Here is a 26538-nt window from a genome sequence, read left to right on the forward strand (position 1 = left end):
TCAATGTTCGCTATTTGTTCCCGTCTCGCCCGAGAGTCAAACCGGAATCCGGCCGGCCGCGATCAGGCTCCGGGCCGGTCCCGGAGCGCGTCGCGGATTTCGGTCAGGAGTTTTTCCGAAGGTGTCGGGGCCACGGGCGCAGGATCGGGCTTGGCCGCCTCGGCGCGCCGCAGCCGGTTGATCGCCTTGATCATCAGAAAGACGACGAAGGCCACGATCAGGAACTGGATCACGGTGTTGAGGAAGGCCCCGTACTGGATGGCGACCTCCTCGACCGCCTCGGTGGCGGGATCTTCCGGGGCCAGGACCCATTTCAGCTCGCTGAAATCGACCCGCCCCAGGATCAGGCCAATGGGCGGCATCACCACCTGTTCAACCAGGCTGGTGACGATCTTTCCGAAGGCCGCGCCGATGATGACCCCGACGGCGAGGTCGACGACATTGCCACGCGCGGCGAATTCCTTGAACTCGAACAGCAGCTTCATGCGGGGGTCGTCTCCGGAAACGCCGTGAGGGCAGCAGGCGGAAAAGGCGTCAGGCGTCGCCCGACGCATTGAGCCGCTCTCGCAGCTCCTTGCCGCTCTTGAAGAAGGGCACCGCCTTGGCGGGGACATCCACAGTCTCGCCGGTGCGTGGATTTCGGCCGGCTCGCGCCGGTCGCGCCCGGACAGAGAAGGCCCCGAAGCCGCGCAGTTCGACCCGACCGCCGTCGGCCATGGCCTCGGTCATGCGACCGAGCACGACATTGACGACGCGCTCGACCTCGGCGTGCGTGAGATGCGTGTTCTCGGCCGCCAGTTTTTCGATCAGCTCAGACTTGATCATGTCCAGGCCCCCGCCCTTTCCCGCCTCGCCGGAGGCAATTACGGGTGCAACTTCAACCGGGTTGCGGGACCACCCTAACCTTCGCCCGCCGGGCGAAAAAGGCCTGATCGACAGTTTCCGCCCGCGAAAGAGCGTTAATTGTCAGACGCAGTACACAGAAGGTTGCCGAATACGGAAACGGGCGGCCGGATTGCTCCGGCCGCCCGTCTGTCCGTTACCGGAGGGAGTTAGCCCTCAGGTTCAGTCCTTGCCGGCCTTCTCGCGCAGGGCGGCACCCAGGATATCGCCGAGCGAGGCACCCGAGTCCGAGGAGCCGAACTGGTCGATGGCTTCCTTCTCGTCGGCCATTTCCAGCGCCTTGATCGAGACCGAGACGCGGCGCGTGGCCTTGTCGATACCGGTGATCTGGGCGTCGACGCGGTCACCCACGGCGAACTTCTCGGGACGCTGCTCGTTGCGGTCGCGGCTGATGTCCGACTTGCGCACAAAGCTGGAGACCGGGGCTTCGTCGTCGCCGAACTTGACCTCGATGCCACCCAACTCGATGGAGGTGACCGTCAGGGTGACGGTCTGGCCCTTCTTGTAGGTGTCGCCGTCTCCGACGGGATCGCCGCCCAGCTGCTTGATGCCGAGCGAGACGCGTTCCTTCTCGACGTCGACGTCCAGGACCTTGGCCTTGACCATCTCGCCCTTGCGGTAGCGCTGGATGGCTTCCTCACCCGAGACCGACCAGTCGAGGTCGGACAGGTGCACCATGCCGTCGATGTCGTTGTCCAGGCCGATGAACAGGCCGAACTCGGTGGCGTTCTTGACCTCGCCCTCGACGGTCGAGCCGATCGGGTTGGCGGCGACGAAGGCGTCCCACGGATTGTCCTGGGCCTGCTTCAGGCCCAGCGAGATGCGGCGCTTGGAGGCGTCGACATCCAGGACCACGACGTCGACTTCCTGCGAGGTCGAGACGATCTTGCCGGGGTGGACGTTCTTCTTGGTCCAGGACATTTCCGAGACGTGGACCAGGCCTTCAACGCCGGCTTCCAGCTCAACAAAGGCGCCGTAGTCGGTGATGTTGGTGATACGGCCGGTGTACTTGGCGCCGGGCGGGTATTTGGCTTCGACGCCGTCCCACGGATCGGACTGCAGCTGCTTCATGCCGAGGCTGATGCGCTGGGTGTCCGGGTTGATCTTGACGATCTGGACCTTGACGGTGTCGCCGACGGCGAGGACCTGCGAGGGGTGCGAGACGCGCTTCCACGACATGTCGGTGACGTGCAGCAGGCCGTCGATGCCACCCAGATCCACGAACGCGCCGTAGTCGGTGATGTTCTTGACGACGCCGTCGCGGACTTCACCCTCTTGCAGCTGGCCGACCAGCTCGGTGCGCTGTTCGGCGCGGGCCTCTTCCAGGATCGCACGACGCGAGACGACGATGTTGCCGCGCGGGCGGTCCATCTTGAGGATCTGGAACGGCTGTTCCTTGCCCATCAGCGGGCCGACGTCGCGCACCGGGCGGATGTCGACCTGCGAACCCGGCAGGAAGGCCGAAGCGCCGCCGAGGTCGACGGTGAAGCCGCCCTTGACGCGGCCGACGATGGCACCGTTGACCGGCACGCCTTCGGCGAAGACGACTTCCAGACGGGTCCAGGCTTCCTCGCGACGGGCCTTGTCGCGGCTGATGACGGCCTCGCCCAGGGCGTTCTCGACGCGCTCGAGATAGACTTCCACGTCATCGCCGACCTTGGGGATGACAGCGCCTTCACCCTGGCCGAACTCGCGGGCCGGGATGCGGCCCTCGGTCTTCAGACCGACGTCGATGATGATGATGTCTTTTTCGATGCCGACGACGCGGCCGTGGACGACCTGGCCTTCGCCGAGATCGCGGCCCTGGAGCTGCTCGTCGAGCAGGGCCGAGAAATCGTCGCGCGTGGGGTTGAGGGTGTCAGTCATGAAGCTCTGGTGTTTCCGATAGGGCTGGGGCGCACGACCGGAGGGCCCTGCGCGCGGTGAAGATCGAGGATGTCAGTCAGGTCGGCGGACGCGAGGCGATCGGTGCCAGAACGCCCGCGGAAGTCGAGGATGGGAGCGTTGGATTTGCGAGAGCGGTCTAGAGACCGTGTTTCGCGCGCGCCGCCTCGACGATACGGCGGGCCGCATCGAAGGCCGCTTCTATATCCATCTCTGTCGTATCCAGCAAGACCGCGTCGGCGGCCTGGATCATGGGGGCCGATCCCCGCCCGGCGTCGCGTTCGTCGCGGCGCAGGATGTCGGACAGCATGGCTTCATAGGTGATGAGGTCGCCCCGCTCGTTCAGCTGACGCCAGCGGCGCCGGGCCCGGGTCTCGGGGGTGGCGGTGACGAACAGTTTGGCGGGGGCATCGGGGGCGATGACGGTCCCGATGTCGCGTCCGTCCAGCACCGCCCCGCCCGGCTGGCGCGCGAAGGCCTGCTGCAGGTCCAGCAGGGCCGCCCGGACCCCGGGGAAGCCGGCTACACGGCTGGCGGCCTCGCCGGCATGGCCACTGGTCAGGGCCGCATCGTCGGACAGACGCCCGGGCTCCAGCGCCCGCGCCGCGGCCTCGGCCGCGACCGGATCGCCGAGGTCGCCGCCGCCGCTGAGCACATCGATGCCGACGGCCCGGTACAGCAGGCCGGTGTCAAGGAACGGCAGGCCGTAGTGGGCGGCGAGACGCGAGGCCACCGTGCCCTTGCCCGAGGCGGCGGGCCCGTCGACGGCGATGACAAACGGCTGGGTCATGACGCCCCGAGGAAGCACACCCGGCGACGGGACGCCAGTGAACGCCCTGTCATGTCAGGTCCCCGCCCAGCCCCCGCATCATGGCCTCGAAGCCCGGGAAGCTGGTGGCGATCATGTCGGGTTCGTCCACGGTCACGGGCGCGGCGGCCGCCAGCCCCAGCACCAGATGGCTCATGGCGATGCGGTGATCATGGGCGGTGTGCACGGTCGCGCCGCCTGGAACCGGCCCGCCGGTGACGAGGAAGCCCTCCGGCTCCTCCTCCACCGCCACGCCGCAGGCGCGCAGGCCGTCGACCATCAGGCGGATCCGGTCGCTTTCCTTGACCCGCATCTCGCCGACGCCGCGCATGACGGTGACTCCCTCGGCGAAGGCGGCGGTGGCGGCGAGGATCGGATATTCGTCGATCATGGAGGCCGCGCGGGCCTCGGGCACGACCACGCCCTTCAGCCGGGAATGGCGGGCGGTGATGTCGCCGACCTCCTCGCCACCTGCGACCCGGCGGTTGGTGATGGTCAGGTCGGCCCCCATCGCGATCCAGGTGTCGAACAGGCCGGTGCGCAGGGGGTTCAGCATGACACCCTCGACCGTGACCTCGGAGCCCGCGACGATCAGGCCGGCCGCCAGCGGGAAGGCGGCCGAGGACGGGTCGCCGGGGACGGCCACGACGGTGCCGGTCAGGGGCTGCCCCCCCGGCAGGCGGATGACCCAGCCCTCGCCCGCGCTCTCGACGTCCACGACCGCCCCGAAGGCGCGCAGCATCCGCTCGGTATGGTCGCGGCTCTTTTCCGGCTCGGTCACCGAGGTGACGCCGGTGGCGTTCAGTCCCGCCAGCAGGATGGCCGACTTGACCTGGGCCGAGGCGACGGTCTGGACATGGTCGATGGCCGACAGCGCACCGCCGGTCAGGGTCGCGGGCAGGAGGCCCGGCTTGCCGCTCCAGTCGAAGGTCGCCCCCATGCGGGTCAGATGGTCGGTGACCCGGCCCATGGGGCGGCTGCGCAGCGAGGCGTCGCCGTCGAAGGTCGCGGAAATCGGATAGCCCGCCGCCGCGCCCATCAGCAGGCGCACGCCGGTGCCGGCATTGCCGCAGTCGATGATGCCGGCCGGGGTGCGCAGCCCCCCCTGCCCCGTCACCCGCCAGCGTCCGCCGCCCAGCCGTTCGACCCGGGCCCCGAAGGCCTCGGCCGCGCGGGCGGTGGCCAGAACGTCGTCGCCCTCCAGCAGGCCTTCGACCTCAGTGATGCCCGAGGCCATGGCCCCGAGGATCATCGCGCGGTGGGACATGGACTTGTCGCCGGGCGCGCGCACGGTTCCGTGCAAGGGTGCGCCCGGTCGCGCGGTCAGATGGGGGGCATGCGACACCCGCGAAGCCTCCGTCGGATGGTGAGGGGGAGGGCGGGCGAAGCGCCACGCCAAAGACGGGTTTTGACAGCGCCCCCCCGGAGTGGCAAGGGACGCGGCCGAAATCCCCTCCTCCATCCAAAGGTCTCCATCCCCCGTGGCCGATCCCAAACTTGGCGCCAAGCAGGTCTGTCCGAACTGCCAGGCGAAGTTCTACGACCTCTCGCGTCGCCCCGCCCATTGCCCGAAATGCGAACACGAGTTCGATCCCGAAGAGGCGATCAAGCTGCGCAGCCGCCGTGGCCGTCCCGGGGGCTATGCCGCTGACGACGCCGAGGATCAGGTCGTCGAGAAGAAGGCGACCGATGACGAGGATGAGGACGAGGAAGTCGTCACCCCCGAAATCGACCAGGAAGGCCATGAGCCGATCCTGACCCCCGACGACGAGGACGAGCCGGTTGCCGATCCCTCTGACGAGGCGGGCATGGGCACCACCGAGGGCGACGACGACGTCCTGGCTGACGATGACGACGACGATTCCGTCCCCTTCATCGAGGACGAGGACGACGACGCCTTCGACGGCGATGTCGTCAAGGGCGGCAAGGACGACGATCTGTAGGAGCCTGTCCGGGCGCGGTTTTCGAGCCGTGCCCGGGGGTCTGGCGGCCCATGAAAATAAACCGGTTTTGCGGGGTTGATCCCCCGGAGAGCCTGACATAGGTTCCGCCGCCTCGCCGGGGGTCACACCAGACCCCGGCGGTCCGACCGAAAGGTCCGGGGCTTTAGCTCAGCTGGTAGAGCGCTTGCATGGCATGCAAGAGGTCAGCGGTTCGAACTCCGCTAAGCTCCACCAAATTCCGAGGGGTTGGCAGGTGACTGCCAACCCCTTTTGCTTTCGGCTTCAGGGTCGGCCCAGTTGGTCCTCAAGAAGCGCAACGGCCGCCTCAAGCGCCGCCAGACGCACCGCACCCCGCCCCATCGAGCCGAAATGGAACTCGCTGGCGGCCAGACCGCCGTCGCGATCGATCAGGGCGAGGTAGACCAGCCCCTCCTCCGCGTCCGGACCGCCGGGACCTGCGTAGCCGGTCACGGACACAGCAATGTCTGCCCCTGATCGGCGCAGTGCACCACGCGCCATGGCCTCGGCCACTTCAGCCGAAACCGCCGTACGGGCCTCGATCAGATCCGGCGGGACGTCGAGGTCCTCGATCTTGGCCGCCCCGCTGTAGGTGACGAATCCCCGCTCGAAGGCGTGGCCGCATCCGTCGACATCCGTCAGAACCGAGGCGACCAGCCCGCCCGTACAGCTTTCAGCCGTGGAGACCGTCAGCCCCCGATCGCAGAGGGCGCGCAGGACAGCTGTGATGCGGGCTTCCAATGCCCCGGGGAGGCTGGCCGACAGGGTCTCACTCATGGCCAGGCCGCAGCGGAGATGGAGGGCCGGCGTCAGTCTGGCGCATGGAGGTTCCCTTTCGGGTGCGAGAACGCGGAGAAACCCCGCATGTTGCGGTGTCCCTCACAGTCACGCTCGAACGTTTTCGCGTGGGCGGACTTTTCTGCCCATGAACCGGTCAGAGTCGCATCCCGCCCCGCCCAATCATTCACCGCCGGGGGCCAAATCCTGTCACGTCCTTGAGCGGGGATCGCCGTCCGGGCGTCCGGTCGTCCTGGTCCACGGCCTGGCCAGCCTGGCCGAGGAAATCCTGTTCCCTCTTGCCGGCCCCGTGACGGACAGGGGCTACCGCATCATCGCCGTGGACCGACCGGGCTACGGAGGGAGCGCCCCGGTGCCGGCGCGGGAGATGTCGCCCTCGGCCCAGGCCAGGAGGCTGCATCACACCCTCGCCCGCCTCGGAGTTCGCGACGCGATCCTCGTCGCCCATTCGATCGGCGCGGCCCCCGCGCTGCATCTGGCCTGCAGGGGTGGAAGCGGGATCGCGGGACTGGTGCTGATCAACCCCTTCTGCCGGCCGACGCGTCCCCGCGCCGCGGTCGGCCTGCGCGCCGCGACCGCCCCCCTTGTCGGGCCGGTCATCCGCAAGGGCCTGCCCGCGATCGCTCCGACGCTAGGCCGGCGGATGGTCCGGGCGGCCGTGCACCGGAACCAGGCGCTGCCGGATCTGCGGGCCTTCCCCTGGCGCCGCATGGCCCAGCCGACAGCGGTGTCGGCAATGGCCGATGAGCTCAACCGGTTCAATGCCGACATGATCGCCTTTCGATTGCGGCTGAAGCGGCTGGAGCAGCCGACGGTAGTCCTCGCGGACCCCGCCGATCCCGTTATCGACGGCCGGGCGCACGCCGGCTGGCTGAGCCACCGGTTGCCCCGGAGCGTGGTGCATTGGCAACGCGCCGGTCACCTGTTGCATCACACGCGCCCTGAAGCCGTGGTCGCGGCCGTACAAGCGATCCATGCCGCAGTCCCGCCGGGCCAGGAATTCAGCCGGACGGGCCTTCCTGAGGGCGACCGTCGGACTGACGGCGGATCAGGGTGAACCCCATCAGGGCATTGGTCGGCCGGTGCGCCTTGCCGGCGGCGGCCCGCCGGATGGCGTCGGCCAGAACCGTGACGGCCTCGCGCGACATCTCCGCAACCGGCTGGCGGATGGTGGTCAGGGGCGGCCAGACGGTGGTCGCCAGGGCCGTGTCGTCAAAGCCGACGACGGTCACATCGCGCGGAACATCGAGACCCCGGCGATGCGCGACCGCGATGGCGGCAGCGGCCATGTCATCATTGCTGGCAAAGATGGCTGTGGGACGGGAGGAGAGATTCAGCAACTGATCGGCGGCGTCCAGACCCGAGACATAGGTGAAATAGCCCTGAACCTGCAGTTCTGGATCGGGCGTGATTCCGGCGTCCGCAAGGGCGGCGAGGTAACCCTTGAGGCGCAGGCCCGAGGCAGTCTGGTTGGGATGGCCGGTGACGAAGCCGATGCGGCGGTGTCCCAGCTCAAGCAGATGTCGGGTCATGGACGCGGCGGCCCGCTCATCGTCGATGCGGATGGCCGAGGCCGCGCGCGGCGGCTCGCCGGTGGCAACCACGACCGCAGGCAGACCGGCGGCCTCCAGCCACTCCACGATGTCGTGGGAATCGCACAGGGGCGGAGGCAGGATCACGCCGTCGACGCCGGTGGCGATCAGACGCTCGACCGCCTGTCGCTCGCCCCGCTCGGAGTCGCACTTTTCGACCACCAGCTGGATGCCCGCCCGGCTGCACTGGTCCAAGCTGCCCAGCAGGAATTCGCTGAGATAGGCGGCGCTGGGGTTGCTGTAGAGCAGGCCGATGCGGACGGTCCGGGCGCTGGCCAGGCTGCGGGCGGCGGCATTTGGGGCATAGCCCAGGTGCCGGATGGCCTCGGCCACCTTTTCCCGGGTCGCGTCCCGGACGCTGGTCTCGCCATTGATCACGCGCGAGACGGTCATGGGCGAAACACCGGCGTGGCGCGCCACGTCGTTGATCGTGCGGCCTCCCTGACCGCGGCGGGATACCTTCTGGTTCAATGTGGCCTTCCCCTCCAAAACCTGACCATAGGCGTTCGGGTGAGTCGCGGCGAGACAGGATGCAAAGGCCCCTGTGCGAAGGGGGCCGCGACGTTGACAGGCTGAAATGTCAGACATATCGGTCGGGTTACCCAGGCCTGCCCCGGTGAGGGCCGGCGGCGGAAAGGATGCGATCCATGCAGCTGTCAGCCTGTTTTTCTGCTCGAGTTCGGCTGTGGTGTCCCCTTTTTCTGGCCTTCGCCCTGGCCCTGTCCGGACTGGTGGCGTCCCCGGTTCGCGCCGAGGACGGCTATGACCTGTGGCTGCGCTATCCGCCGCTAGCCGAAGGTGCCCGACGGGCCGCCCTGCCCCTGGCCACCCGGATCGTCGTCGAAGGCGAGGACGACAGCCTGCGGGTCGCCGGAGAGGAGCTGACGCGCGGGATCGGGGGGCTGCTGCAGACAACTCCCCCGGTTGCCCCGCAGGTGAGTGCCGGGGCCATCGTGCTGGGGCTGGCGTCGTCGCCCCGGATCGAGGCCCTCGACCTGCCCCTGTCCGACCTCGGGCCGGAGGGCTATCTGATCCGCAGCGTGCGGATGGAGGGTCAGTCCGTCACGGTGATCGCCGCCAACACCGGCCCCGGGGTGCTCTACGGGGCCTTTGAATGGCTGCGGCGGATGCAGGTTGGCGAACCGCTGACGGACCTCGACGTGCGATCCACGCCCGCCCTGCGCCTGCGGGTTCTGAACCACTGGGACAATCTGAACCGCACGGTCGAGCGGGGCTATGCGGGGCAGTCGATCTGGGACTGGCACACCCTGCCCGGCTTCACCCAGACCCGCTATGTCGACTATGCGCGCGCCAATGCCTCGATCGGCATCAACGGGGCCGTGCTGAACAACGTCAACGCCAATGCCCTGAGCCTGACCGGGCCCTATATTGCCAAGGCGGCGGCGCTGGCGGATGTGTTCCGGCCGTACGGGGTGCGGGTCTATCTCTCGGCGCGGTTCAGCGCGCCGGTCGAGATCGGCGGTCTGCCCAATGCCGATCCGCTGAATCCGGAGGTGGCGGCGTGGTGGCGGGCCAAGGCGGATGAGATTTACGCCGCCATCCCGGACTTCGGCGGCTTTCTGGTCAAGGCCAACTCCGAGGGCCAGCCCGGACCGCAGGACTATGGCCGCACCCATGCCGACGGGGCCAATATGCTTGCCGATGCCGTGGCCCCGCACGGCGGGGTCGTGATGTGGCGGGCCTTCGTCTATTCGGCCGAGAACACCACCGACCGGGCCCGGCAAGCCTATGAGGAGTTCGTGCCGCTGGACGGGACGTTCCGCGACAATGTCCTGGTGCAGGTCAAGAACGGACCGATCGATTTCCAGCCGCGCGAGCCGTTCCATCCCCTGTTCGGGGCGATGCCCCGGACACCGCTGATGATGGAGTTCCAGATTACCAAGGAGTACCTCGGGTTCGCGACCCACCTCGCCTATCTCGGGACGATGTACGAAGAGACGCTGCAGTCGGTGACCGACCGGCCAGTGGCGGGGTCGACGGTGGCGGACGTGGTCGACGGCTCGGCCGAGGGGCACGGCCTGACCGGGATGGCCGGCGTCGCCAACATCGGCTCGGACCGCAACTGGTCCGGCAGCCATTTCGACCAGGCCAACTGGTATGTCTTCGGCCGGATGGCGTGGGATCCGCGCGCCGACGCCGGGCCGATCGCCCGGGACTGGGCGAAGCGCACCTTCACCCCCGATCCGGAGTTCGCGGAGCCGGTGGTGGAGATGATGATGGGCTCACGCGAGGCCGTGGTCGACTATATGACGCCGCTGGGGCTGCATCATCTGATGGCGACGGGCCACCACTATGGGCCCGGCCCCTGGGTCGACGATCTGGCCCGACCCGAGTGGAACCCGGCCTACTACCACCGGGCCGACGCGACCGGGATCGGCTTTGACCGGACGGCGAGCGGCAGCAATGCCGTGGCCCAGTATGCCCCGACGGTGGCGGCGCGCTTCGCCGATCCGGACCGCATCGATGAGCGGGACCTGCTCTGGTTCCATCACGTGGCCTGGGACCGGCCGATGCGGTCGGGGCGGACGCTGTGGGATGAGCTGGTGGTGACCTATGGCCGGGGCGTCTCGACCGTCGGCGACATGCGCCGGACCTGGGCGGGACTGGAGGCCCATGTCGACGCCCGCCGGTTCGACGAGGTGTCGCAGTTCCTGGCCATCCAGGAGCAGGAAGCGAAATGGTGGCGCGACGCCAGCGTCAGCTATTTCCGCACCTTCGCCGACCGGCGCCTGCCGGCGGGGGAGCCGGAGCCGGAGCACGATCTGGACCACTACAGGGGCCTGTCCTTCCCCTTCGCGCCGGGCAACACCCACTGACGAGAAACGAAAACGGCGGGCCCACAGGGTGGACCCGCCGCTGACGAGAGGTTCAGGCGCAGGCCGGACCGAAGCCCGGCGGGCCCGCTCCGGCAGGTCTGCGTCGAGGTTCTAGAAGAAGGCCTTCAGCGTGCCCACGACACGGGCGTCGCTCAGCGGGCCGTCGACATCGGCATCGTGATAGCGAACGTCGAGGACATAGACGTCGCTGAGCGAATAGGAGACGCCGGCATTCCAGGTGGCATAGTCGTCATTGACGTCCAGGGTCTGGAAACCGATGGCACCCGACACGGTCCACTTGTCCGCCGGAGCAAAGGCCAGGTTGGCCTCCGTATAGACCGCTTCTTCATCCGCACCGAAAAAGTCGGGCGAATAGAAGACCACGGCGCCGGCGGTGACCGGACCGATCGCGCGGGAGATGGCGGCCTTGTACTCAACATAGCCGTAGTCGGCGCCGGACGGTTCGTCGAAATAGAGATAGCCGACAACGCCGAAATCGAGTGCGAAGCCACCGGCCTCGGTGCGGTAGCCGCCGTAGACGTCGAATTCGCCGGTCGTGTCATCGCCGAAGTCGACGTTTGAAATCCAGGCTCCGCTGTAGAAGCTGCCGGCGGTCAGATCGACGCCCGCCTGGAAGGCAGGATCCTCATCCGTCTGGCTGAAGCCGCGGAACACATAGTCCGAAGCTACGGCGGCGTTGAAGGCGACGTCCACGTCCTGGGCCGAGGCGGCCCCGGCGGCGGCGAAGGTGGCGAGCGCGGCGGCGAGCGCGGCGCAGGAAGCTTGCAGTCTCATTCGATAATCCCCGTTTTGTTGATCTTGATTTCAGATAAAGGGCCCGCCGGGCGGAGCGCAGGTCGCGCCCGGCGGGTTCCGGCTCAGCTGTGCTCCATGCCCTCGCCGTGCAGCGTGGTGTCGAGGCCTTCGGCTTCCTGGGCGTCGGTGACGCGCAGGCCCGTGGTGAACTTGCAGATCACCAGGATGACGAAGGTGACGACGGCGGACCAGGCGATGGTCCAGGCCAGGCCCAGGGCCTGGGTCGGGATGTTGGCCCCTTCCGACAGGCTGTTGACGGCCGTGGTGGCGAAGACACCGGTCAGGATGGCACCCAGCAGGCCGCCCGCGCCGTGGATACCGAAGGCGTCCAGGCTGTCGTCGTAGCGCAGCAATTTCTTGATCCAGACCGAGGAGGCATAGCAGACCGGTCCGGCGATCAGGCCGATGATGACCGCGCCCTTGGGATCGACGAAGCCCGCGGCCGGGGTGATGGCCACCAGACCGGCAACAAGGCCGGACAGGACGCCGATCAGCGAAGGCTTACGCTTCTCGATGACCTCGACGATCTTCCAGGTCAGGGAGGCGGCGAAGGCAGCCAGCAGGGTGTTGAGCAGGGCGACACCGGCGATGGCGTCCGCGGCCCAGGCCGAACCGGCGTTGAAGCCGATCCAGCCGACCAGCAGCAGGGAGGCCCCGATCATGGTCAGGACCGGGTTGTGGGCGTTCATGGCCTCGGTGCCATAGCCTTTGCGCGGGCCGAGGAAGATGGCGCAGACCAGACCGGCCACGCCCGAGTTGACGTGAACGACCGCGCCGCCGGCGAAGTCGAGCACCCCGGCCGAACCGAGGAAGCCGCCGCCCCAGACCCAGTGACAGATCGGCGAATAGACAAAGAGGGTCCACAGGAAGGTGAACAGCAGCAGGGCGGAATATTTGATCCGTTCGGCGAAGGCACCGGTCACCAGGGCCGGCGTGATGATGGCGAAGGTCAGCTGGAAGGCGATCCAGAGATATTCCGGCAGGCCGGGCGCGGCCGAATAGGCCGTCTCCATGGTCACGCCGTTCAGGAACACGGCCTGCAGCGAGCCGATCACCGACTGGACCGTGTCGCCGTCGAAACCGAACATCGGCTGCCCGACCCCGAAGGCCAGGCTGTAGCCAGCACCGAACCAGGCCAGGCTGACCACGGCGGCCACGCCGACCGACTGGGTGATGGTGGCGATGACGTTTTTGCGCCGGACCATGCCACCGTAGAACAGCGCCAGACCGGGGAGGGTCATCAGCAGAACCAGGGCGGTCGAGGTCAGAATCCAGGAACTGGCGGCGGCGTCGATCTCCGCGACGGCCTGGTGTGCCAGAAGGACCGGTGCGGCCTCCGCGGCTTCCGGAGCAACGGCCTCGGCCGCGGCAGTGACGGTTTCAGCAACCGCATCCGTGGCTTCAACAACGGGCGCTGCAGCCGCTTCAGCCGCCGACGGTGCTGCCGGGTCGGCCTCCTGGGCAAAGGCCCCGCCCGCGTAGAACAGGCCGAGTGTAAGCAAACAGAGGGCGAGAACGCCCGGTAGCCGATTCAAGAACTGCGACATGGTTGCATCCCCCTATGTGATCTCGCAGTTGCAAACTGTTTACCGCAATGGCGAGGGACGCAAGGGGCTGTGCCGTATCCGGCGCAATTTTCGTGTGCGTGTCGTGGGTTACACACCCCCTACTGGCAAAATGTTACCTTGGCCGTAGCTGCGGCGCACAATCATTCTGCGTGACAGAGATGTTACGAAATCCTTAACCCCAATGCATCTGGACCCGATGCGAGGCGGCCCAGTGAATGGCCCGGATCGCGTCGATGATCGCCTCGCCTGCGGCCCTCGTTCCCAGTTCGCCGCCCAGATCGGCGGTCGTCGCACCGGCCGCCAGAACGGCCGCCACCGCCGCCTCGATGGAGGACGCCTCGTCCTCCAGCTTCAGACTGTGGCGCAGAAGCATCGCTGCCGACAGGATGGCCCCGACGGGATTGGCCAGATCCTGACCAGCGATATCCGGGGCCGATCCATGGATGGGCTCGAACAGACCGGGGCCGGATTCTCCGAGAGAGGCGGACGGCAGCAGGCCGATCGACCCGCCCAGCACCGAGATCTCGTCCGACAGGATGTCGCCGAACATGTTCTCGGTCAGGATGACGTCATAGTCCCGGGGCTTCCTGATCAGATGCATGGCCATGGAGTCGACCAGGGCATGCTCCAGCTGGACCTGCGGGAACTCCTCGGCATGGATCCGGGTCACGACCTCGCGCCACAGCCGGCTGGTCTCCATGACATTGGCCTTGTCAACCGAGGTGACCTTGCCACGCCGTTGCAGGGCGGTCTTGAAGGCGGCCCGGGTGATGCGCTCGATCTCGGGCACCGTATAGACGCACAGGTCCGAGGCCATGGTGTCGGTGCGGGTCTTCTCGCCGAAATAGACCCCGCCGGTCAGCTCGCGGAAGACGATCAGGTCGACGCCCTCGACGATCTCCTTCTTGAGCGGCGAGCGATGGGCCAGCACAGGCGACACCTGCAGCGGGCGCAGGTTGGCGAACAGGCCCAGGGCCTTGCGGATGCCCAGCAGGCCTTCCTCGGGCCGGCGCGCGCCGCCATCCCATTTCGGCCCGCCGACCGCCCCCAGCAGGACGCCGTCCGCCGCCTGACAGGCCTCGACCGTCTCGGGCGGCAGGGGATCGCCGGTCGCGTCGATGGCCGCCCCGCCGATCAGGTGCTCGGCGAACTGGAAGCGGTGGCCGTAGAAGTCGCCGATCACCCGCAGCACGGCCTGGGCCGCCGCCGTCACCTCGGGTCCGACCCCGTCACCGGGCAGCAGGACGATCTTGTAGGTCTGGACGTTCGGCATCACGCGGGCTCCGGGAAATGGGTACGCTCGTAGGATTCGATGTCAGGCATGTGTTTCTGCAGCCAGCCAAGCGTGTCGACCCCGTCCAGCAGACACTGGCGGGCGAAGGGTTCGACGCTGAAGGCGACCGGGGCATGGTTGCCCCGCCGCACCTCTCCGGCCTCCAGATCGATCGTCACCACCTGCTCGGGGTTGGCGACCAGATCCTCCCAGGTGGCCTGATCGACCACGACCGGGAGAAAGCCGTTCTTGAGGGCATTGGAGGTGAAGATGTCGGCGATCGAGGTCGAGATCACCGCGCGGAAGCCGTAGTCGTAAAGCGCCCACGGCGCATGCTCGCGCGAGGAGCCGCAGCCGAAATTGTCCCCGGCGACCAGGATGCGGTGCTCCGCCGGATCGATCCGGTTCAGCACGGCCTCCGGTCGCGGCGAGCCGTCGGCCTCATAGCGCCAGTCGTAGAAGGCCTTCCGGCCCAGACCGGTCGTCTCAGTGGTCGTCAGGAACCGGGCCGGAATGATCTGGTCGGTGTCGATATTGGCCTGGGTCAGGACCAGGGTGCGGGAGGTCAGGACCTTGAGGGGTTCAGGCATCCAGCATCTCCTCCAGATAGACCCGGGGATCGGTCAGGACCCCGGCGATGGCGCTGGCGGCGGCCGTGGCCGGGCTGGCGAGGATGGTGCGCGCGCCCTTGCCCTGACGGCCCTCGAAATTGCGGTTGGAGGTCGAGACGGCCAGCTGGCCGGGCGCGACCACATCCCCGTTCATGGCGATACACATGGAACAGCCCGGGATGCGCCATTCGGCCCCGGCCTCGAGGAAGACCGTGTGCAGCCCTTCCGCCTCGGCGTCGCGACGGACGGCCTCGGAGCCGGGCACGACCAGCATCCGGACGCCCGGCTTGACCCGGTGGCCCCTCAGCACCGTGGCCGCCGTCCGCAGGTCGGACAGCCGGCCATTGGTGCAGCTGCCGATGAAGACCACATCGACCGGCTGGGTCGTCGTGGCCTGGCCGGCCTCGAAGCCCATATAGGCGATGGCCTTGCGGTCGCTGTCCGAACGGGGCTGGGGCACAGGGGTGCCGATGGGGGCCCCGGCGTCGGGGGTGGTGCCCCAGGTCGCCATGGGCCGGATCGCGGAGCCGTCGATCACCACCTCGGCGTCGAACACCGCGCCGGGATCGCTCGCGAGGCTCAGCCAGTCGGCGGCCTGCGCCTCATAGGCGGCCCCCTTCGCCACATGCCGGCGGCCGCGCAGCCACTCGATCGTCACGGCATCGGGCGCGACCATGCCCGCCCGGGCCCCGGCCTCGATGGACATGTTGCAGAGGGTCATCCGCCCTTCCATGCCAAGGCTGCGCACCGCCTCCCCCGCATATTCGATGACGAAGCCGGTGCCGCCGCCGAAGCCCAGTTCGGCGATCACGGCCAGGGCCACGTCCTTGCCGGAGACGCCGGGCACCAGAGTCCCGTTGATGGTCACCCGCATGGATTTCGACTTGCGCTGCAGCAGACACTGGGTCGCCAGCACATGGCCGACCTCGGAGGTGCCGATGCCGAAGGCCAGGGCCCCGAAGGCCCCGTGGGTCGCCGTATGGCTATCGCCGCAGACCACGGTCATACCCGGTTGGGTCAGGCCCAGTTCGGGCCCCATCACATGGACCACGCCCCGGTCGCCGGAGCCCCAGCCGGCCAGTTCGATGCCGTGCCGCGCACAGTTCTGTTCCAGACGGTGCACCTGGGCCTCGGCCTCGGCGGTGACATAGGGCCGGTGCCCGTCCGGACCCGCCGGCAGGGTCGGGGTCGAATGGTCAAGGGTGGCGAAGGTCCGGTCCGGCCGGCGGACCTTCAGTCCCCGCGCCTCGATCTCGGTGAAGGCCTGGGGGCTGGTGACCTCATGCACCAGATGCAGGTCGATATAGAGGACGCCGGGGGTTTCGGCCGTCTCCGGCACGACGACGTGACGATCCCAGACCTTGTCGAACAGGGTGCGGGGCTGCTCCTCCCCCATCGGGGGAGGTGGCGCGGCGCGGCTTCGCGCCGTGACGGAGGGGGCCTGACCCGGATGCGGTGTCTGGGGTTGGCCCCCTCCACCGCTTCGCGGTCCCCCTCCCCCGATGGGGGAGGATTTACGCTGCGACATGCGCCGCTTCCCTTTGGGTCCCCACGCAGATGGCCACCAGTTCCGCGTCATCAATCTCGCCGATCTCGTCGGCGCGGGTCTTGAACGCGGCGAAGGCGGCGGTCAGGTGGTCACCCACCAGCGGATAGCCCAGAACCTCGGCCCGCTTGGCCACGGCCGTCCGGCCCGAGTGCTTGCCCAGGACGAAGAAACTGCCGGCGAAGCCAACGTCCTCGGGCCGCATGATCTCATAGGTGCGGGCGTCGGCGTACATGCCGTGCTGGTGGATGCCGGCTTCGTGGGCGAAGGCGTTGATGCCCACGATGGCCTTGTTGCGCACGATCGGCGAGTGGGTGATCTCGCTCAGCAGGCGGCTGGTCTCGACCAGTTTGGTGGCATCCACGCCGGTGGTGACGCCGTAGCGTTCCGCCCGGGTGCGCAGGGCCATGACCACCTCTTCCAGAGCGGCATTGCCGGCCCGCTCGCCGATGCCGTTGATGGTGGATTCGACCTGCCGCACCCCGGCCTCGATGGCCGACAGGCTGTTGGCCACGGCCAGCCCCAGATCGTTGTGGCAGTGGGCCGAGAAGACGACATGGGGGAAGCGGGGCCGGATCCGGTCGATCAGGAACCGGTACAGGCTGGCGATCTCGTCCGGGGTCGCATAGCCGACCGTATCCGGCACGTTCACGGTGGAGGCCCCCGCCGCGCAGGTCGCCTCCAGCACCTCGGCCAGGAATTCCGGCTCGGTGCGGATCGCGTCCTCGGCCGAGAATTCGACGTCGTGGAAATGGGTCCGGGCGTATTCGACCGAGCGGACGGCCTGGGCCAGGACCTGGTCGGGGGTCATCCGCAGCTTGGCCGCCCGGTGGATCGGGCTGGTGCCGATGAAGACATGGCAACGCCGGCGCTTCGTGCCCCGCAGGGCCCGGTACGAGGCGTCGATGTCCGCCTCATTGGCCCGCGACAGGGAGCAGAAGACGGGGCCGGAATCGTCCTCGGCCATCTCGCCGACCACGGCCCGGATACAGTCCTCGTCGCCCGACGAGGCGGCGGCGAAGCCGGCCTCCATGACGTCGACGCCCAGAGCCTTCAGCTGGCGGCCCATACGGACCTTGTCCTCGGGCGACATGGAGAAGCCCGGGGCCTGTTCGCCGTCGCGCATGGTGGTGTCGAAGACGATGACCCGGTTCGGGTCCCCGCCTTCGCGGGGACGGGCTACGCCATCGGAGACGGAGCCGCTCATGCCGCCACCCCGCTCTGGTAGCCATAGGTCGCGGCGGTGAAGCCGACCCGGGTCGCCCCGACCAGCTTGTCGATCTGGCGGCCCAGGTTCTCGGTGCAGCGGCCCGCGTCGCGGCCCCGGACCTGCAGCTGGACGCGGCGCATCGCGCCCTCGTCCGACAGGCTCATGGCGTCGATGTGGAAACCGCGGCGCTCCACGAGACCGATGAGCCGCTGGAGCGAGCCGTCGGCCCGGTCGATCTGGATCTGGATGGTCTCGCTCATCACATGTCTCCTTCGTCAAAGCGCGTGTCGTGCATCATCTCGCCGTTGGACTTGCCCGGGGGCACCAGCGGCCAGACGTTCTCTTTCGGGTCGATCAGGACGTGCATCAGGCACGGTCCGGGCGCGGCCAGCAGACGGGCGATGCCGTCGGTGACCTGATCGCGGCGGTCGATCATGAAGGCCTCGATGCCGAAGGCCTGGGCCACGGCGACGAAGTCCGGATTGTCGGACAGGTCGACCTCGGAATAGTTCTCGGCGAAGAACAGCTCCTGCCACTGGCGCACCAGTCCCAGGCTGGAGTTGTCCAGCAGCACGATCTTCAGGGCGACGCCGTAGCGGCGCAGGGTCGCCAGCTCCTGGATGTTCATCATGAAACTGCCGTCGCCGGAGACGGTGACGACATGGGCCTCGGGGCTGGCCATCTTGGCCCCCAGACCGGCGGGCAGGCCGTAGCCCATGGCCCCCAGACCACCCGAGGTCAGGTGGGCTTCCGGCCGCGAGAACTCGCAGTGCTGGGCCACCCACATCTGATGCTGGCCGACGTCGCACGCGGCCACGAAGCTGTCACCGGCCGTCCGGGACAGCTCGTTCAGCAGGGCGGGCGCATAGACGCCTTCGCCCGGGGCGTCATAGCGGAAGGCGTTGCGGCGGGCGCTGGCGGTGCAGCGGATGACCCACGGATCGATGCCCAGCGGTGCAGCGGCGACCCGCTGGGTCAGGGCCTCGATGCCGGCCTTCAGATCACCGATGACCGGCACATGGGCGGCGCGCAGCTTGCCGATCTCGGCCGGGTCGATGTCGAAATGGACGACCTTCGCATGGGGGGCGAAGGCGTTCAGCTTGCCGGTCGCGCGGTCATCGAAGCGGGCGCCCAGGACGATCAGCAGATCGCTCTCCTGAACCGCCTCATTGGCGGCGCGGGTGCCGTGCATCCCCAGCATGCCCAGGAAGCCGGGCGCGTCGGTCCGGATCGAGCCCAGGGCGTTCAGGGTCGAGACCACGGGGATGCCGGTCCGTTCGGCGAAGTCGCGCAAGGGTCCGACGGCCCCGGCGATCTTCACCCCGCCGCCGATATAGATCAGCGGGCGTTCGGCGGCGCGGATCAGCTGTTCCGCCTCGGCGATCGCGGCGTGGTCCAGCGGCGTGACGTCATTGGGATAGTGGAAGCCGAAGTCGTCCGAGGTCGTCCCGACCTGGATGTCCTTGGGCAGGTCGACCAGAACGGGGCCGGGGCGACCCGATCGGGCGACATGAAAGGCCTCCTCGATCACGGCCGGCACATCGGCCGGGTCGCGCACGACCCAGCTGTGTTTCACCAGCGGCAGGGTGACGCCCAGGATGTCGATCTCCTGGAAGGCGTCGGTGCCCATCAGATGGGTGGCGACATTGCCGGTGATGCAGACCATCGGCACTGAATCCATCATGGCGTTGGCGATGCCGGTGATCAGATTGGTCGCCCCCGGCCCGGAGGTCGCCATACAGACGCCGACCTTGCCGGTGGAGCGCGCGTACGCATCGGCCGCGAAGGCCGCGCCCTGCTCGTGGCGGACCAGAATGTGCTTCAGGCCCGCCCCGGTCAGGGCGTCATACACCGGCATGATCGCCCCGCCGGGATAGCCGAACACCACCTCGACCCCCAGCCGATCCAGGGTCGAGACGAGCAGCTGCGCACCGCTTCGGGGCGGATTGGCAGTTTTTGCAGCGATGGCGGCGACGGCGGTCATGATCGGTCTGGGACTGACTGGGTTTGCGGGTCTGGGATCAGGCCGCTTCGGCGGTCTTGGGCGCGTGCAGCCAGGCCATCCGCTCGCGCAGACCGGCCCCGACGGATTCAATCAGGTGCTCGCTGTCGGCCTTGACCAGGGCGTCATAGGCCCCCTTGCCGGCCTCGTTCTCGGCGATCCATTCGCGGGCGAAGGTGCCGTCCTGGATCTCGGTCAGGATTTCCTTCATCCGGGCGCGGGTCTCGGCATTGATCACGCGCGGGCCGCTGACGACCGAGCCCCACTTGGCCGTCTCGGAGATGAACTCGTTCATCTTGGTGACGCCGCCCTCGTAGAACAGATCCACGATCAGCTTCAGCTCGTGCATGCATTCGAAATAGGCGATCTCGGGCTGGTAGCCTGCCTCGACCAGGGTGGTGAAGCCTCCCATGACGAGCTCCTTGGCCCCGCCGCACAGGACGGCCTGCTCGCCGAACAGATCCGTCTCGGTCTCTTCCCGGAAGGTCGTTTCCAGCAGGCCGCCGGTCGCGCCGCCGATCCCCTTGGCATAGCCCATGGCCCGGTCGCGGGCCTTGCCGGTCGCATCCTGTTCAACCGCGAACAGGGCCGGGACGCCGCGGCCGCGGGCGTATTCGCGACGGACCAGATCGCCGGGTCCCTTGGGCGCGACCAGGATGACGTCCATGTCCTGGCGCGGGGCGACCCGCCCGTACAGGATCGAGAAGCCATGGGCGAACAGGATGGCCGCCCCCTTCTTCGCATGGGGTTCGACGATGTCCCTGTAGACCTGGGCCTGGGCCATGTCCGGCGTCAGGATGGCGATGATATCCGCGCCCTTCACGGCGTCCGCCGGCTCGGCCGTGGCGATGCCGTCGGCGGTGGCGTTCTTCCAGCCCTTGCCCCCGTGGCGGACGCCCGCGATCACGTCGTGGCCGGAGTCCTTCAGATTCTGCGCATGGGCGCGGCCCTGCGAGCCATAGCCGATGATAGCGATGCGCTGGCCGGCGATGACGCCGGGACGGATGTCGTCGTTGGTGTAGATTTCCATGGCTCAGGCTTCCTGCGTCTGACGGGTTTCCGCACGGACTTGAGCCGGCGGCGGGTTGGGAATGGTGACGGCACCCTGGGCGGCCGAGGCCACGCTGGCGCGGTATTTGGCGAAGACCCCGGTGGCCGGGTTCAGCGGCGGGGCGACATGTCCGGTGCGGCGGGCGGCGAGGTCGGCGGCGACGTCGATGCGGCGCGCCGAGACGTCGATAGTGATGCGGTCGCCGTCGCGGATCAGGGCGATGGGGCCCCCGACGGCGGCTTCCGGCGAGACATGGCCGGCGACGAAGCCATAGCTGGCTCCGGAGAACCGTCCATCGGTGATCAGGGCGACGTCGTGGATGCCCCGGCCCTTCAGGGCGGCGGTGACCTGCAGCATCTCGCGCATGCCGGGGCCACCCTTCGGGCCCTCGTAGCGGATGACGATGACGTCGCCCTCGCCGACCGAGCCATCCTGGACGGCGTGGAAGGCGTCTTCCTCGGAATCGAACACACGGGCCGGGCCCTCGAACCGGTCGACCTTGTGGCCGGTCAGCTTGATGACCGCACCGTCAGGAGCGATGTCGCCGTAGATGACGGCATAGGAGCCGCGCGGGCTGATCGGGGCCGCGATGGTCGTGACCACCTGCTGGCCGGGCGCCTCTTCCGCCTCGGCCGCCTCGGCGAACAGGCTGCGACCCGAGACGGTGGGGGCGTTGACGATCCTGCCCGCCTCGGCCAGCCGCTGGGTCACCAGCCGGGTGCCGCCGGCGGCGTACAGATGGCTGGCCAGGAAGCGGCCGCCGGGCTTCAGGTCGCAGATGACCGGCGTGTCCTCGCAGGCGGTGTTGCAATCCTCGACGCCGAATTCGATGCCCGCCTCGATGGCGATGGCGGCCAGATGCAGCACCGCATTGGTCGATCCGCCCGAGGCGGAGACGGCCGCGGCGGCGTTCTTCAGGCTGGCGCGGGTGATGTATTTGCGCGCCGTGTCCCCGGCGAACACCCGCTCGACGATCAGCTCGCCGCAGCGATGACCCTGCGCGCCCTTGGCCGGATCGACCGCCGGGACGTCATTGGCTCCCATGGGCGACAGGCCCATGACCGACAGGGCCATGGCCATGGTGTTGGCCGTGAACTGGCCGCCGCAGGCTCCGGCCCCGGGACAGGCAGCGGCCTCGACAGCCTTCAGCCCGGCGTCGTCCAGCGCGCCGGCCCCATGCGCTCCGATGGCTTCGAACACGTCCTGGATCGAGATCTCCCGGCCGGCCACGACGCCGGGCAGGATGGTACCGCCGTAATAGACCAGACCCGGGATATCCATCCGCGCCAGGGCCATGGCGGCCGCCGGAATGGTCTTGTCGCAGCCGACGATGCAGACGACGCCGTCCAGCTGATGGCCCTGCACCGCCAGCTCGATCGAGTCGGCGACGACCTCGCGGCTGATCAGCGAGGCCTTCATGCCCGGCGTGCCCATGGAGATGCCGTCGGTGACGACGATGGTGTTGAAGTCGATCGGGAAGCCGCCGGCCGCCAGAATGCCGGCGCGAACGTCCTTCGCCAGCCGGTCCAGATGCATGTTGCAGGGGGTCACCGATGACCAGGTGTTGACCACCGCGATCATCGGCTTGTCGAAATCGGCGTCGTCCATGCCGGCCGCGCGCAGGTAGCTGCGAGCGGCGGCGCGGCTGGCCCCGGCGGTCACGACCGCGCTGCGCCGCGAGGCGGCGGGAGCGGCGTCTTCAGGGGTGAAATCTTGCGTCATTGTCTTAAGGCGTTCCGGGAGGGGTCCGGGATCGCCGCAACAAAAAACCCGCTTCCTTTCGGGAGCGGGTGGCTGCGGGCGATCCTGATTTTGCTTGGGTTCAGGTCAGCTGCATCCACACCGCTCCGGAGAGCAGGCCAAGGAGTACGCTGAGAATAAGGGTGGTCAGGGCCGCAGGGACCAGCGACGGGCGCGACGCGGCAACGGCGCGAGCCGGGCGGCGGGTCGGGGTGTAGCGGTTCGGGTGGCTCACAGCCGGCTCCTGATTACCCCTGCATAGGAACAGAGATCGCAGGCCCGCACAAGGCATTCTGGAAAAAACTTCCAATTTTGGGACAGCGAAGCGTCCGGAGGGGTATTTCCACCCTACGGAGGTGTTCAGCGGCTGAAGGTCACCGTCTGGGCGACGCTGCCGGGGCGGAACACCACCGTCCGGGTGACCCCGGCGACGCGGACATTGACCTGTTGCTCCTGGTCGTCATGGACGCCGGGGAAGAAGTCGAGGTCGACGCGGACGGACCGGGCGGCCATCTCCGGGGTCCCGGCGCCGGCATAGTCGACCCGGATATTGTCGCCCGCCAGATTGGTCCCCGCATGGTCCAGTTCGATGAGCGCGCCGTCCACCTCCAGCCGGAAGCGGCGGTCCAGATGCTGCTCCAGCGCGGTGACCGCGTCCGGATCGTCCAGCGTCGGCTGGGCGTCCGGGGCCACGGTCACCAGCGCCGGCTCCACATCATGGGCGGCGAACCGGTGGGAGACGGTGACCGCCCCGGTCTGCGGATCGATCTCCACCACCGTCAGTCCGGCGTGGCCGCGATGGGCCAGCGCCGGCGTGGCCAGAACCAGCCCGGCAACAAGGCCGGCGAGCAGGGTGCGAGCCCTCACGGCGTCACCCGCTGCGGACGCAGGCTGTCGGGGGTGACGCGGCGATCATCGTCCCGCATCCGGTTGGAGCCCTGGGGTCCCTGGGCCTGGAGCGGCACCTGGCTGGGCTGGATGGATTGGGGGAAGCCGTTGTTGGCCCGGTTGGCGTCGGCGGTCTCCCACAGGGGATCCACCTCGGCCGAGACCAGCGTCTTCGACGACACATGCTGCCAGGTCACGCGCTGGCTGTTGCGACGCCAGATCTCGGCCGGGATGCGGACGATCTCATCGGAGCCGTCGGACCAGTTCAGCTTCAGGATCACCGGCATCACCAGGCCGCCCCGGTTGGAGAAGGTGAAGCGGTAGACGTTGTCGTCGAAGGTCAGGGCCTGACGGCGCTCGGCATTGGCCTCGGCGGCGGTCCGGGCCTTGGCGGCATCCCGGCGCTGGCTGGCCGTGACGGTGAAGGCGTCGGTCTCGTCATAGTAGTCGCGCACCGACGGGTCGCGTTCTGCAAAGGTCTCGATGCCGCGGTTGTTGACCACGGTGCGCGATTCCGGCTCGGCCTCGAACCGGGCGCGGGCGGCGCGGGCGCGTTCTTCCGGGTCGGTCGATTCCAGCGAAACGGCGATGACGTTGTCGAGCGCGATATCGACGTGGTCGGTCGAATAGAACCAGCCGCGCCAGAACCAGTCCAGGTCCATGCCCGAGGACTCTTCCATGGTGCGGAAGAAGTCGTAGGGGGTGGGCCGCTTGAAGGCCCAGCGCTGGGCGTATTCGCGGAACGCCCGGTCGAACAGATCGCGGCCCATGATGGTCTCGCGCAGGATGTTCAGGGCGGTGGCGGGCTTGGCGTAGGCGTTGTTGCCGAACTGCAGGATGCTGTCCGACTGGGTCATGACCGGGACCTGGTTTTCCGAGATCATGTATTCCACGATCTGGCGTGGCTCGCCCCGGGCAGGGAAGTCGGCGTCCCACAGCTTCTCGGCCTGGTACTGCAGGAAGCTGTTCAGCCCCTCGTCCATCCAGGTCCACTGGCGCTCGTCGGAGTTGATGATCATCGGGAAGTAGGTGTGGCCGACCTCGTGGATGATCACGCCGATCAGGCCGGCCTTGGTGCGGTCCGAATAGGTCAGGCTGCCGTCATCGCCCCGCAGCGGGCGCGGCCCGTTGAAGGTGATCATCGGATATTCCATCCCGCCGACCGGGCCGTTGACCGACTGGGCCGTGGGATAGGGGTAGGTGATCGAGAACTGGTTGTAGACGTCCAGGGTGTGGGCGACGGCCTTTGTCGACCAGGCGTCCCACAGGGGTCGGGCCTCCTTGGGGAAGAAGGACATGGCCATCACCACCGGGTGTTCGGCGCTGTCCTGCTCCACGCCCATGGCATCCCAGATGAATTTGCGGCTGGAGGCGAAGGCGAAGTCGCGCACATTCTCGGCCGCAAAATTCCAGGTGCGGGTGCCCGAACGGGCCGGGCTGGCCTCGGCGGCGGCGGCCTCGGCCGGGGTGACGATATAGACCGGCTCGTCGGCGGTGCGGGCCTGGTCCAGGCGCTGGCGCTGGGCGGTCGTCAGAATGTCGAGGTTCTGCAGCGCGCCGGTCGCGGAGACCTGATGGTCGGCCGGAGCCGTGATCGAGACATTGTAGTCGCCGAACTCCAGCGTGAACTCGCCGGCACCGAGGAACTGGGCGTTATGCCATCCCTCATAGTCCGAATAGACGGCCAGGCGCGGGAACCACTGGGCGGCGAGGAAGATGCAGTTGCCGTCCTCCCACTGTTTCGTGAAACACTCATAGCCACTGCGGCCGCCCACCACGTTGGTCTCGGGCAGAGGCAGGGTGAAGGCGAGGGTGAAGCTGAAGCTCTGGCCCGTCGCCAGGGTCTGCGGGAGTTCGATGCGCAGCAGGGAGTCGGTGATCGAGAACGGCAGGTCCCGGCCGTCCGGCCCGGTGATCTTCAGATCGTTGAAGCCGCCTTCCCATTCCTGGAAGCGCTGCACCCGCAGCACCTCGCCAACGGACAGGGTGGTGTTGTCCCCCACGGTACGGCTGCGTTCGGCGAGCGAAGCGCGGCGGTAGTTCTGCTGGTCCAGCAGCAGCCAGAGGTACTGCAGGCCGTCCGGCGAATTGTTGGTGTAGGTGATGGTCTCGACACCCGTCAGCGACCGGTCCCGCTCGTTCAGGGTCACGTCGATGTCGTAGTCGACCTTCTGCTGCCAGTAGCGGTGACCCGGGGCCCCCGAGGCATTGCGATAGTCGGTCGGGGTCGGCCAGTCCTCGCCTTCAAACTGGCGGAACTTGTCGTCGAAGCTGCCGACGGTCTGCTGGACCGGTCCCTGACTGACCTGGGCCTGGGCCGCACCGGCGAATGCGGCACAAAGCGCCGCGACAACAATCATGACCCGCATACAGGAACCCCGACCCGACAGAACAGCGGCGGGGACCTTAGACCCAAGCGGGTCGGGCGCAAGCGCGGCCGGATTAACTTCCGGCAATATCCGCGCGGCCGGATCAGCCGTCGACGAGGTCCTGAAGCAGGGTTGCGATCCGGGCCTTCATCCGTTCACACTCTTCGGGCGTCATGTTCAGCCCGCCGGACAGGTCGCGACCCACTGCGACACCCATCATCAGTCCGGCGGCAATCCGCACCCGGACGACCGCGTCCTCGCCGCCCATCCATTCGGTGAACGGCTGGTAGAAGCCTTCCGAGGACGCCTGCTGCACAACCTCGGCCGCCTTGGGCGAGGAGGCCGAGCGCAGCATGATCAGCAGCCATGCGAGCTTGTTTTCCTTGCGCGGCCCGTAGACCAGGTCATGAGCCACGCGCTCCCCGAAGGTCGACCGGTCACCTTCCATCAGCTCGCGACCGTTGCCGCAATCATCGATCACGGCCCGGAAAAGCTCTTCCTTCGAACCGAAGTAGCGGGAGATCAGGGCCGGATCGACGCCCACGTCCCGGGCAATGTCGCGCATGCCGACCTGCTCATAGGACTCGGCTGTGAACCGCCGGCTGGCGGAGTCGAGAATGGCCGCGCGGGTGGCGGCGGCGTTTCGCGGACGTGGGCAAACGGCGAAACTCAATGTGATCT

24 protein-coding genes and 1 tRNA gene are annotated in these 26538 nt (G+C 68.1%); 4 read left to right on the forward strand and 21 right to left on the reverse strand.

Translation table 11 applies throughout. The annotated features are described in order from the left end of the window. Positions 1-62: 62 nt before the first annotated feature. The 5 genes from mscL to aroA form a co-directional block, all read right to left on the reverse strand. Positions 63-485: a large-conductance mechanosensitive channel protein MscL gene (mscL, locus tag SJY26_RS01760; protein WP_396594451.1), complete on the reverse strand. Its 423-nt coding sequence runs from the start codon at positions 483-485 to the stop codon at positions 63-65. 49 nt (positions 486-534) lie between these two features. Continuing rightward, positions 535-825, reverse strand: a complete 291-nt coding sequence (locus SJY26_RS01765) for an integration host factor subunit beta (protein WP_396594452.1) — start codon at positions 823-825, stop codon at positions 535-537. A gap of 240 nt (positions 826-1065) precedes the next feature. Continuing rightward, positions 1066-2769: a 30S ribosomal protein S1 gene (rpsA, locus tag SJY26_RS01770; RefSeq protein WP_396594453.1), complete on the reverse strand. Its 1704-nt coding sequence runs from the start codon at positions 2767-2769 to the stop codon at positions 1066-1068. A gap of 157 nt (positions 2770-2926) precedes the next feature. Beyond that, the gene (locus tag SJY26_RS01775) at positions 2927-3577 is read right to left on the reverse strand and encodes a (d)CMP kinase (protein ID WP_396594454.1); all 651 of its coding nucleotides are present in this window, start codon (positions 3575-3577) and stop codon (positions 2927-2929) included. A gap of 49 nt (positions 3578-3626) precedes the next feature. Beyond that, positions 3627-4922 carry a 3-phosphoshikimate 1-carboxyvinyltransferase gene (gene aroA / locus SJY26_RS01780; protein WP_396595689.1) on the reverse strand — a complete coding sequence of 432 codons (1296 nt, stop codon included), beginning with the start codon at positions 4920-4922 and terminating at the stop codon, positions 3627-3629. A gap of 154 nt (positions 4923-5076) precedes the next feature. Here aroA and SJY26_RS01785 point away from each other — a divergent pair, with 154 nt between their 5' ends. Then, positions 5077-5538 (forward strand): TIGR02300 family protein, encoded by a 462-nt coding sequence (locus tag SJY26_RS01785; RefSeq protein WP_396594455.1) that lies wholly within the window; start codon positions 5077-5079, stop codon positions 5536-5538. A gap of 157 nt (positions 5539-5695) precedes the next feature. Beyond that, a tRNA-Ala gene (locus SJY26_RS01790) sits at positions 5696-5772 on the forward strand. Between the two features lie 48 nt (positions 5773-5820). Here SJY26_RS01790 and SJY26_RS01795 read toward each other — a convergent pair. Next, on the reverse strand, positions 5821-6333 hold the full coding sequence (locus tag SJY26_RS01795; protein WP_396594456.1) for a CinA family protein: 513 nt from the start codon (positions 6331-6333) through the stop codon (positions 5821-5823). A 148-nt stretch (positions 6334-6481) separates the two neighbouring features. Between SJY26_RS01795 and SJY26_RS01800 the strand changes: the two genes are divergently transcribed. Further along, positions 6482-7411: an alpha/beta fold hydrolase gene (locus SJY26_RS01800; protein WP_396594457.1), complete on the forward strand. Its 930-nt coding sequence runs from the start codon at positions 6482-6484 to the stop codon at positions 7409-7411. Here the strand turns inward: SJY26_RS01800 and SJY26_RS01805 are convergent. Next, entirely contained in the window at positions 7356-8435 is a 1080-nt protein-coding gene (locus SJY26_RS01805) for a LacI family DNA-binding transcriptional regulator (protein ID WP_396594458.1), read from the reverse strand. The genes SJY26_RS01800 and SJY26_RS01805 overlap by 56 nt on opposite strands. 158 nt (positions 8436-8593) lie before the next feature. Between SJY26_RS01805 and SJY26_RS01810 the strand changes: the two genes are divergently transcribed. Next, complete coding sequence (locus SJY26_RS01810) at positions 8594-10783, forward strand: alpha-glucuronidase family glycosyl hydrolase (RefSeq protein WP_396594459.1); 2190 nt, start codon at positions 8594-8596, stop codon at positions 10781-10783. 111 nt (positions 10784-10894) lie between these two features. Here the strand turns inward: SJY26_RS01810 and SJY26_RS01815 are convergent, their stop codons facing one another. The 14 genes from SJY26_RS01815 to SJY26_RS01880 form a co-directional block, all read right to left on the reverse strand. Next, positions 10895-11578: a TorF family putative porin gene (locus SJY26_RS01815; protein ID WP_396594460.1), complete on the reverse strand. Its 684-nt coding sequence runs from the start codon at positions 11576-11578 to the stop codon at positions 10895-10897. A gap of 83 nt (positions 11579-11661) precedes the next feature. Continuing rightward, on the reverse strand, positions 11662-13146 hold the full coding sequence (locus SJY26_RS01820; protein ID WP_396594461.1) for an ammonium transporter: 1485 nt from the start codon (positions 13144-13146) through the stop codon (positions 11662-11664). A gap of 193 nt (positions 13147-13339) precedes the next feature. Then, the gene (leuB, locus tag SJY26_RS01825) at positions 13340-14440 is read right to left on the reverse strand and encodes a 3-isopropylmalate dehydrogenase (protein WP_396594462.1); all 1101 of its coding nucleotides are present in this window, start codon (positions 14438-14440) and stop codon (positions 13340-13342) included. Beyond that, positions 14440-15030, reverse strand: a complete 591-nt coding sequence (leuD, locus tag SJY26_RS01830) for a 3-isopropylmalate dehydratase small subunit (protein ID WP_396594463.1) — start codon at positions 15028-15030, stop codon at positions 14440-14442. The genes leuB and leuD overlap by 1 nt, the downstream gene beginning before the upstream one ends. Beyond that, entirely contained in the window at positions 15023-16447 is a 1425-nt protein-coding gene (gene leuC / locus SJY26_RS01835; RefSeq protein WP_396595690.1) for a 3-isopropylmalate dehydratase large subunit, read from the reverse strand. The genes leuD and leuC overlap by 8 nt, the downstream gene beginning before the upstream one ends. 118 nt (positions 16448-16565) lie before the next feature. Further along, positions 16566-17804 carry a 2-isopropylmalate synthase gene (locus SJY26_RS01840; RefSeq protein ID WP_396594464.1) on the reverse strand — a complete coding sequence of 413 codons (1239 nt, stop codon included), beginning with the start codon at positions 17802-17804 and terminating at the stop codon, positions 16566-16568. Then, complete coding sequence (locus tag SJY26_RS01845; protein WP_396594465.1) at positions 17801-18067, reverse strand: ACT domain-containing protein; 267 nt, start codon at positions 18065-18067, stop codon at positions 17801-17803. The genes SJY26_RS01840 and SJY26_RS01845 overlap by 4 nt, the downstream gene beginning before the upstream one ends. Continuing rightward, entirely contained in the window at positions 18067-19791 is a 1725-nt protein-coding gene (gene ilvG, locus SJY26_RS01850) for an acetolactate synthase 2 catalytic subunit (RefSeq protein ID WP_396594466.1), read from the reverse strand. The genes SJY26_RS01845 and ilvG overlap by 1 nt, the downstream gene beginning before the upstream one ends. A gap of 37 nt (positions 19792-19828) precedes the next feature. Continuing rightward, entirely contained in the window at positions 19829-20839 is a 1011-nt protein-coding gene (ilvC, locus tag SJY26_RS01855) for a ketol-acid reductoisomerase (protein WP_396594467.1), read from the reverse strand. 3 nt (positions 20840-20842) lie between these two features. Then, complete coding sequence (locus tag SJY26_RS01860) at positions 20843-22582, reverse strand: dihydroxy-acid dehydratase (RefSeq protein WP_396594468.1); 1740 nt, start codon at positions 22580-22582, stop codon at positions 20843-20845. Positions 22583-22682: 100 nt separating this feature from the next. Then, positions 22683-22835, reverse strand: coding sequence for a hypothetical protein (locus tag SJY26_RS01865; protein WP_396594469.1), 153 nt, complete (start codon positions 22833-22835; stop codon positions 22683-22685). A 125-nt stretch (positions 22836-22960) separates the two neighbouring features. Next, entirely contained in the window at positions 22961-23467 is a 507-nt protein-coding gene (locus tag SJY26_RS01870; protein WP_396594470.1) for a DUF6702 family protein, read from the reverse strand. Next, positions 23464-25857 carry a M1 family metallopeptidase gene (locus SJY26_RS01875; protein ID WP_396594471.1) on the reverse strand — a complete coding sequence of 798 codons (2394 nt, stop codon included), beginning with the start codon at positions 25855-25857 and terminating at the stop codon, positions 23464-23466. The genes SJY26_RS01870 and SJY26_RS01875 overlap by 4 nt, the downstream gene beginning before the upstream one ends. A gap of 103 nt (positions 25858-25960) precedes the next feature. Beyond that, positions 25961-26530 (reverse strand): TetR/AcrR family transcriptional regulator, encoded by a 570-nt coding sequence (locus SJY26_RS01880; protein WP_396594472.1) that lies wholly within the window; start codon positions 26528-26530, stop codon positions 25961-25963. Positions 26531-26538 lie beyond the last annotated feature (8 nt).

Source organism: Brevundimonas sp. R86498, from assembly GCF_044598075.1.
Classification (GTDB): Bacteria; Pseudomonadota; Alphaproteobacteria; order Caulobacterales; family Caulobacteraceae; genus Brevundimonas.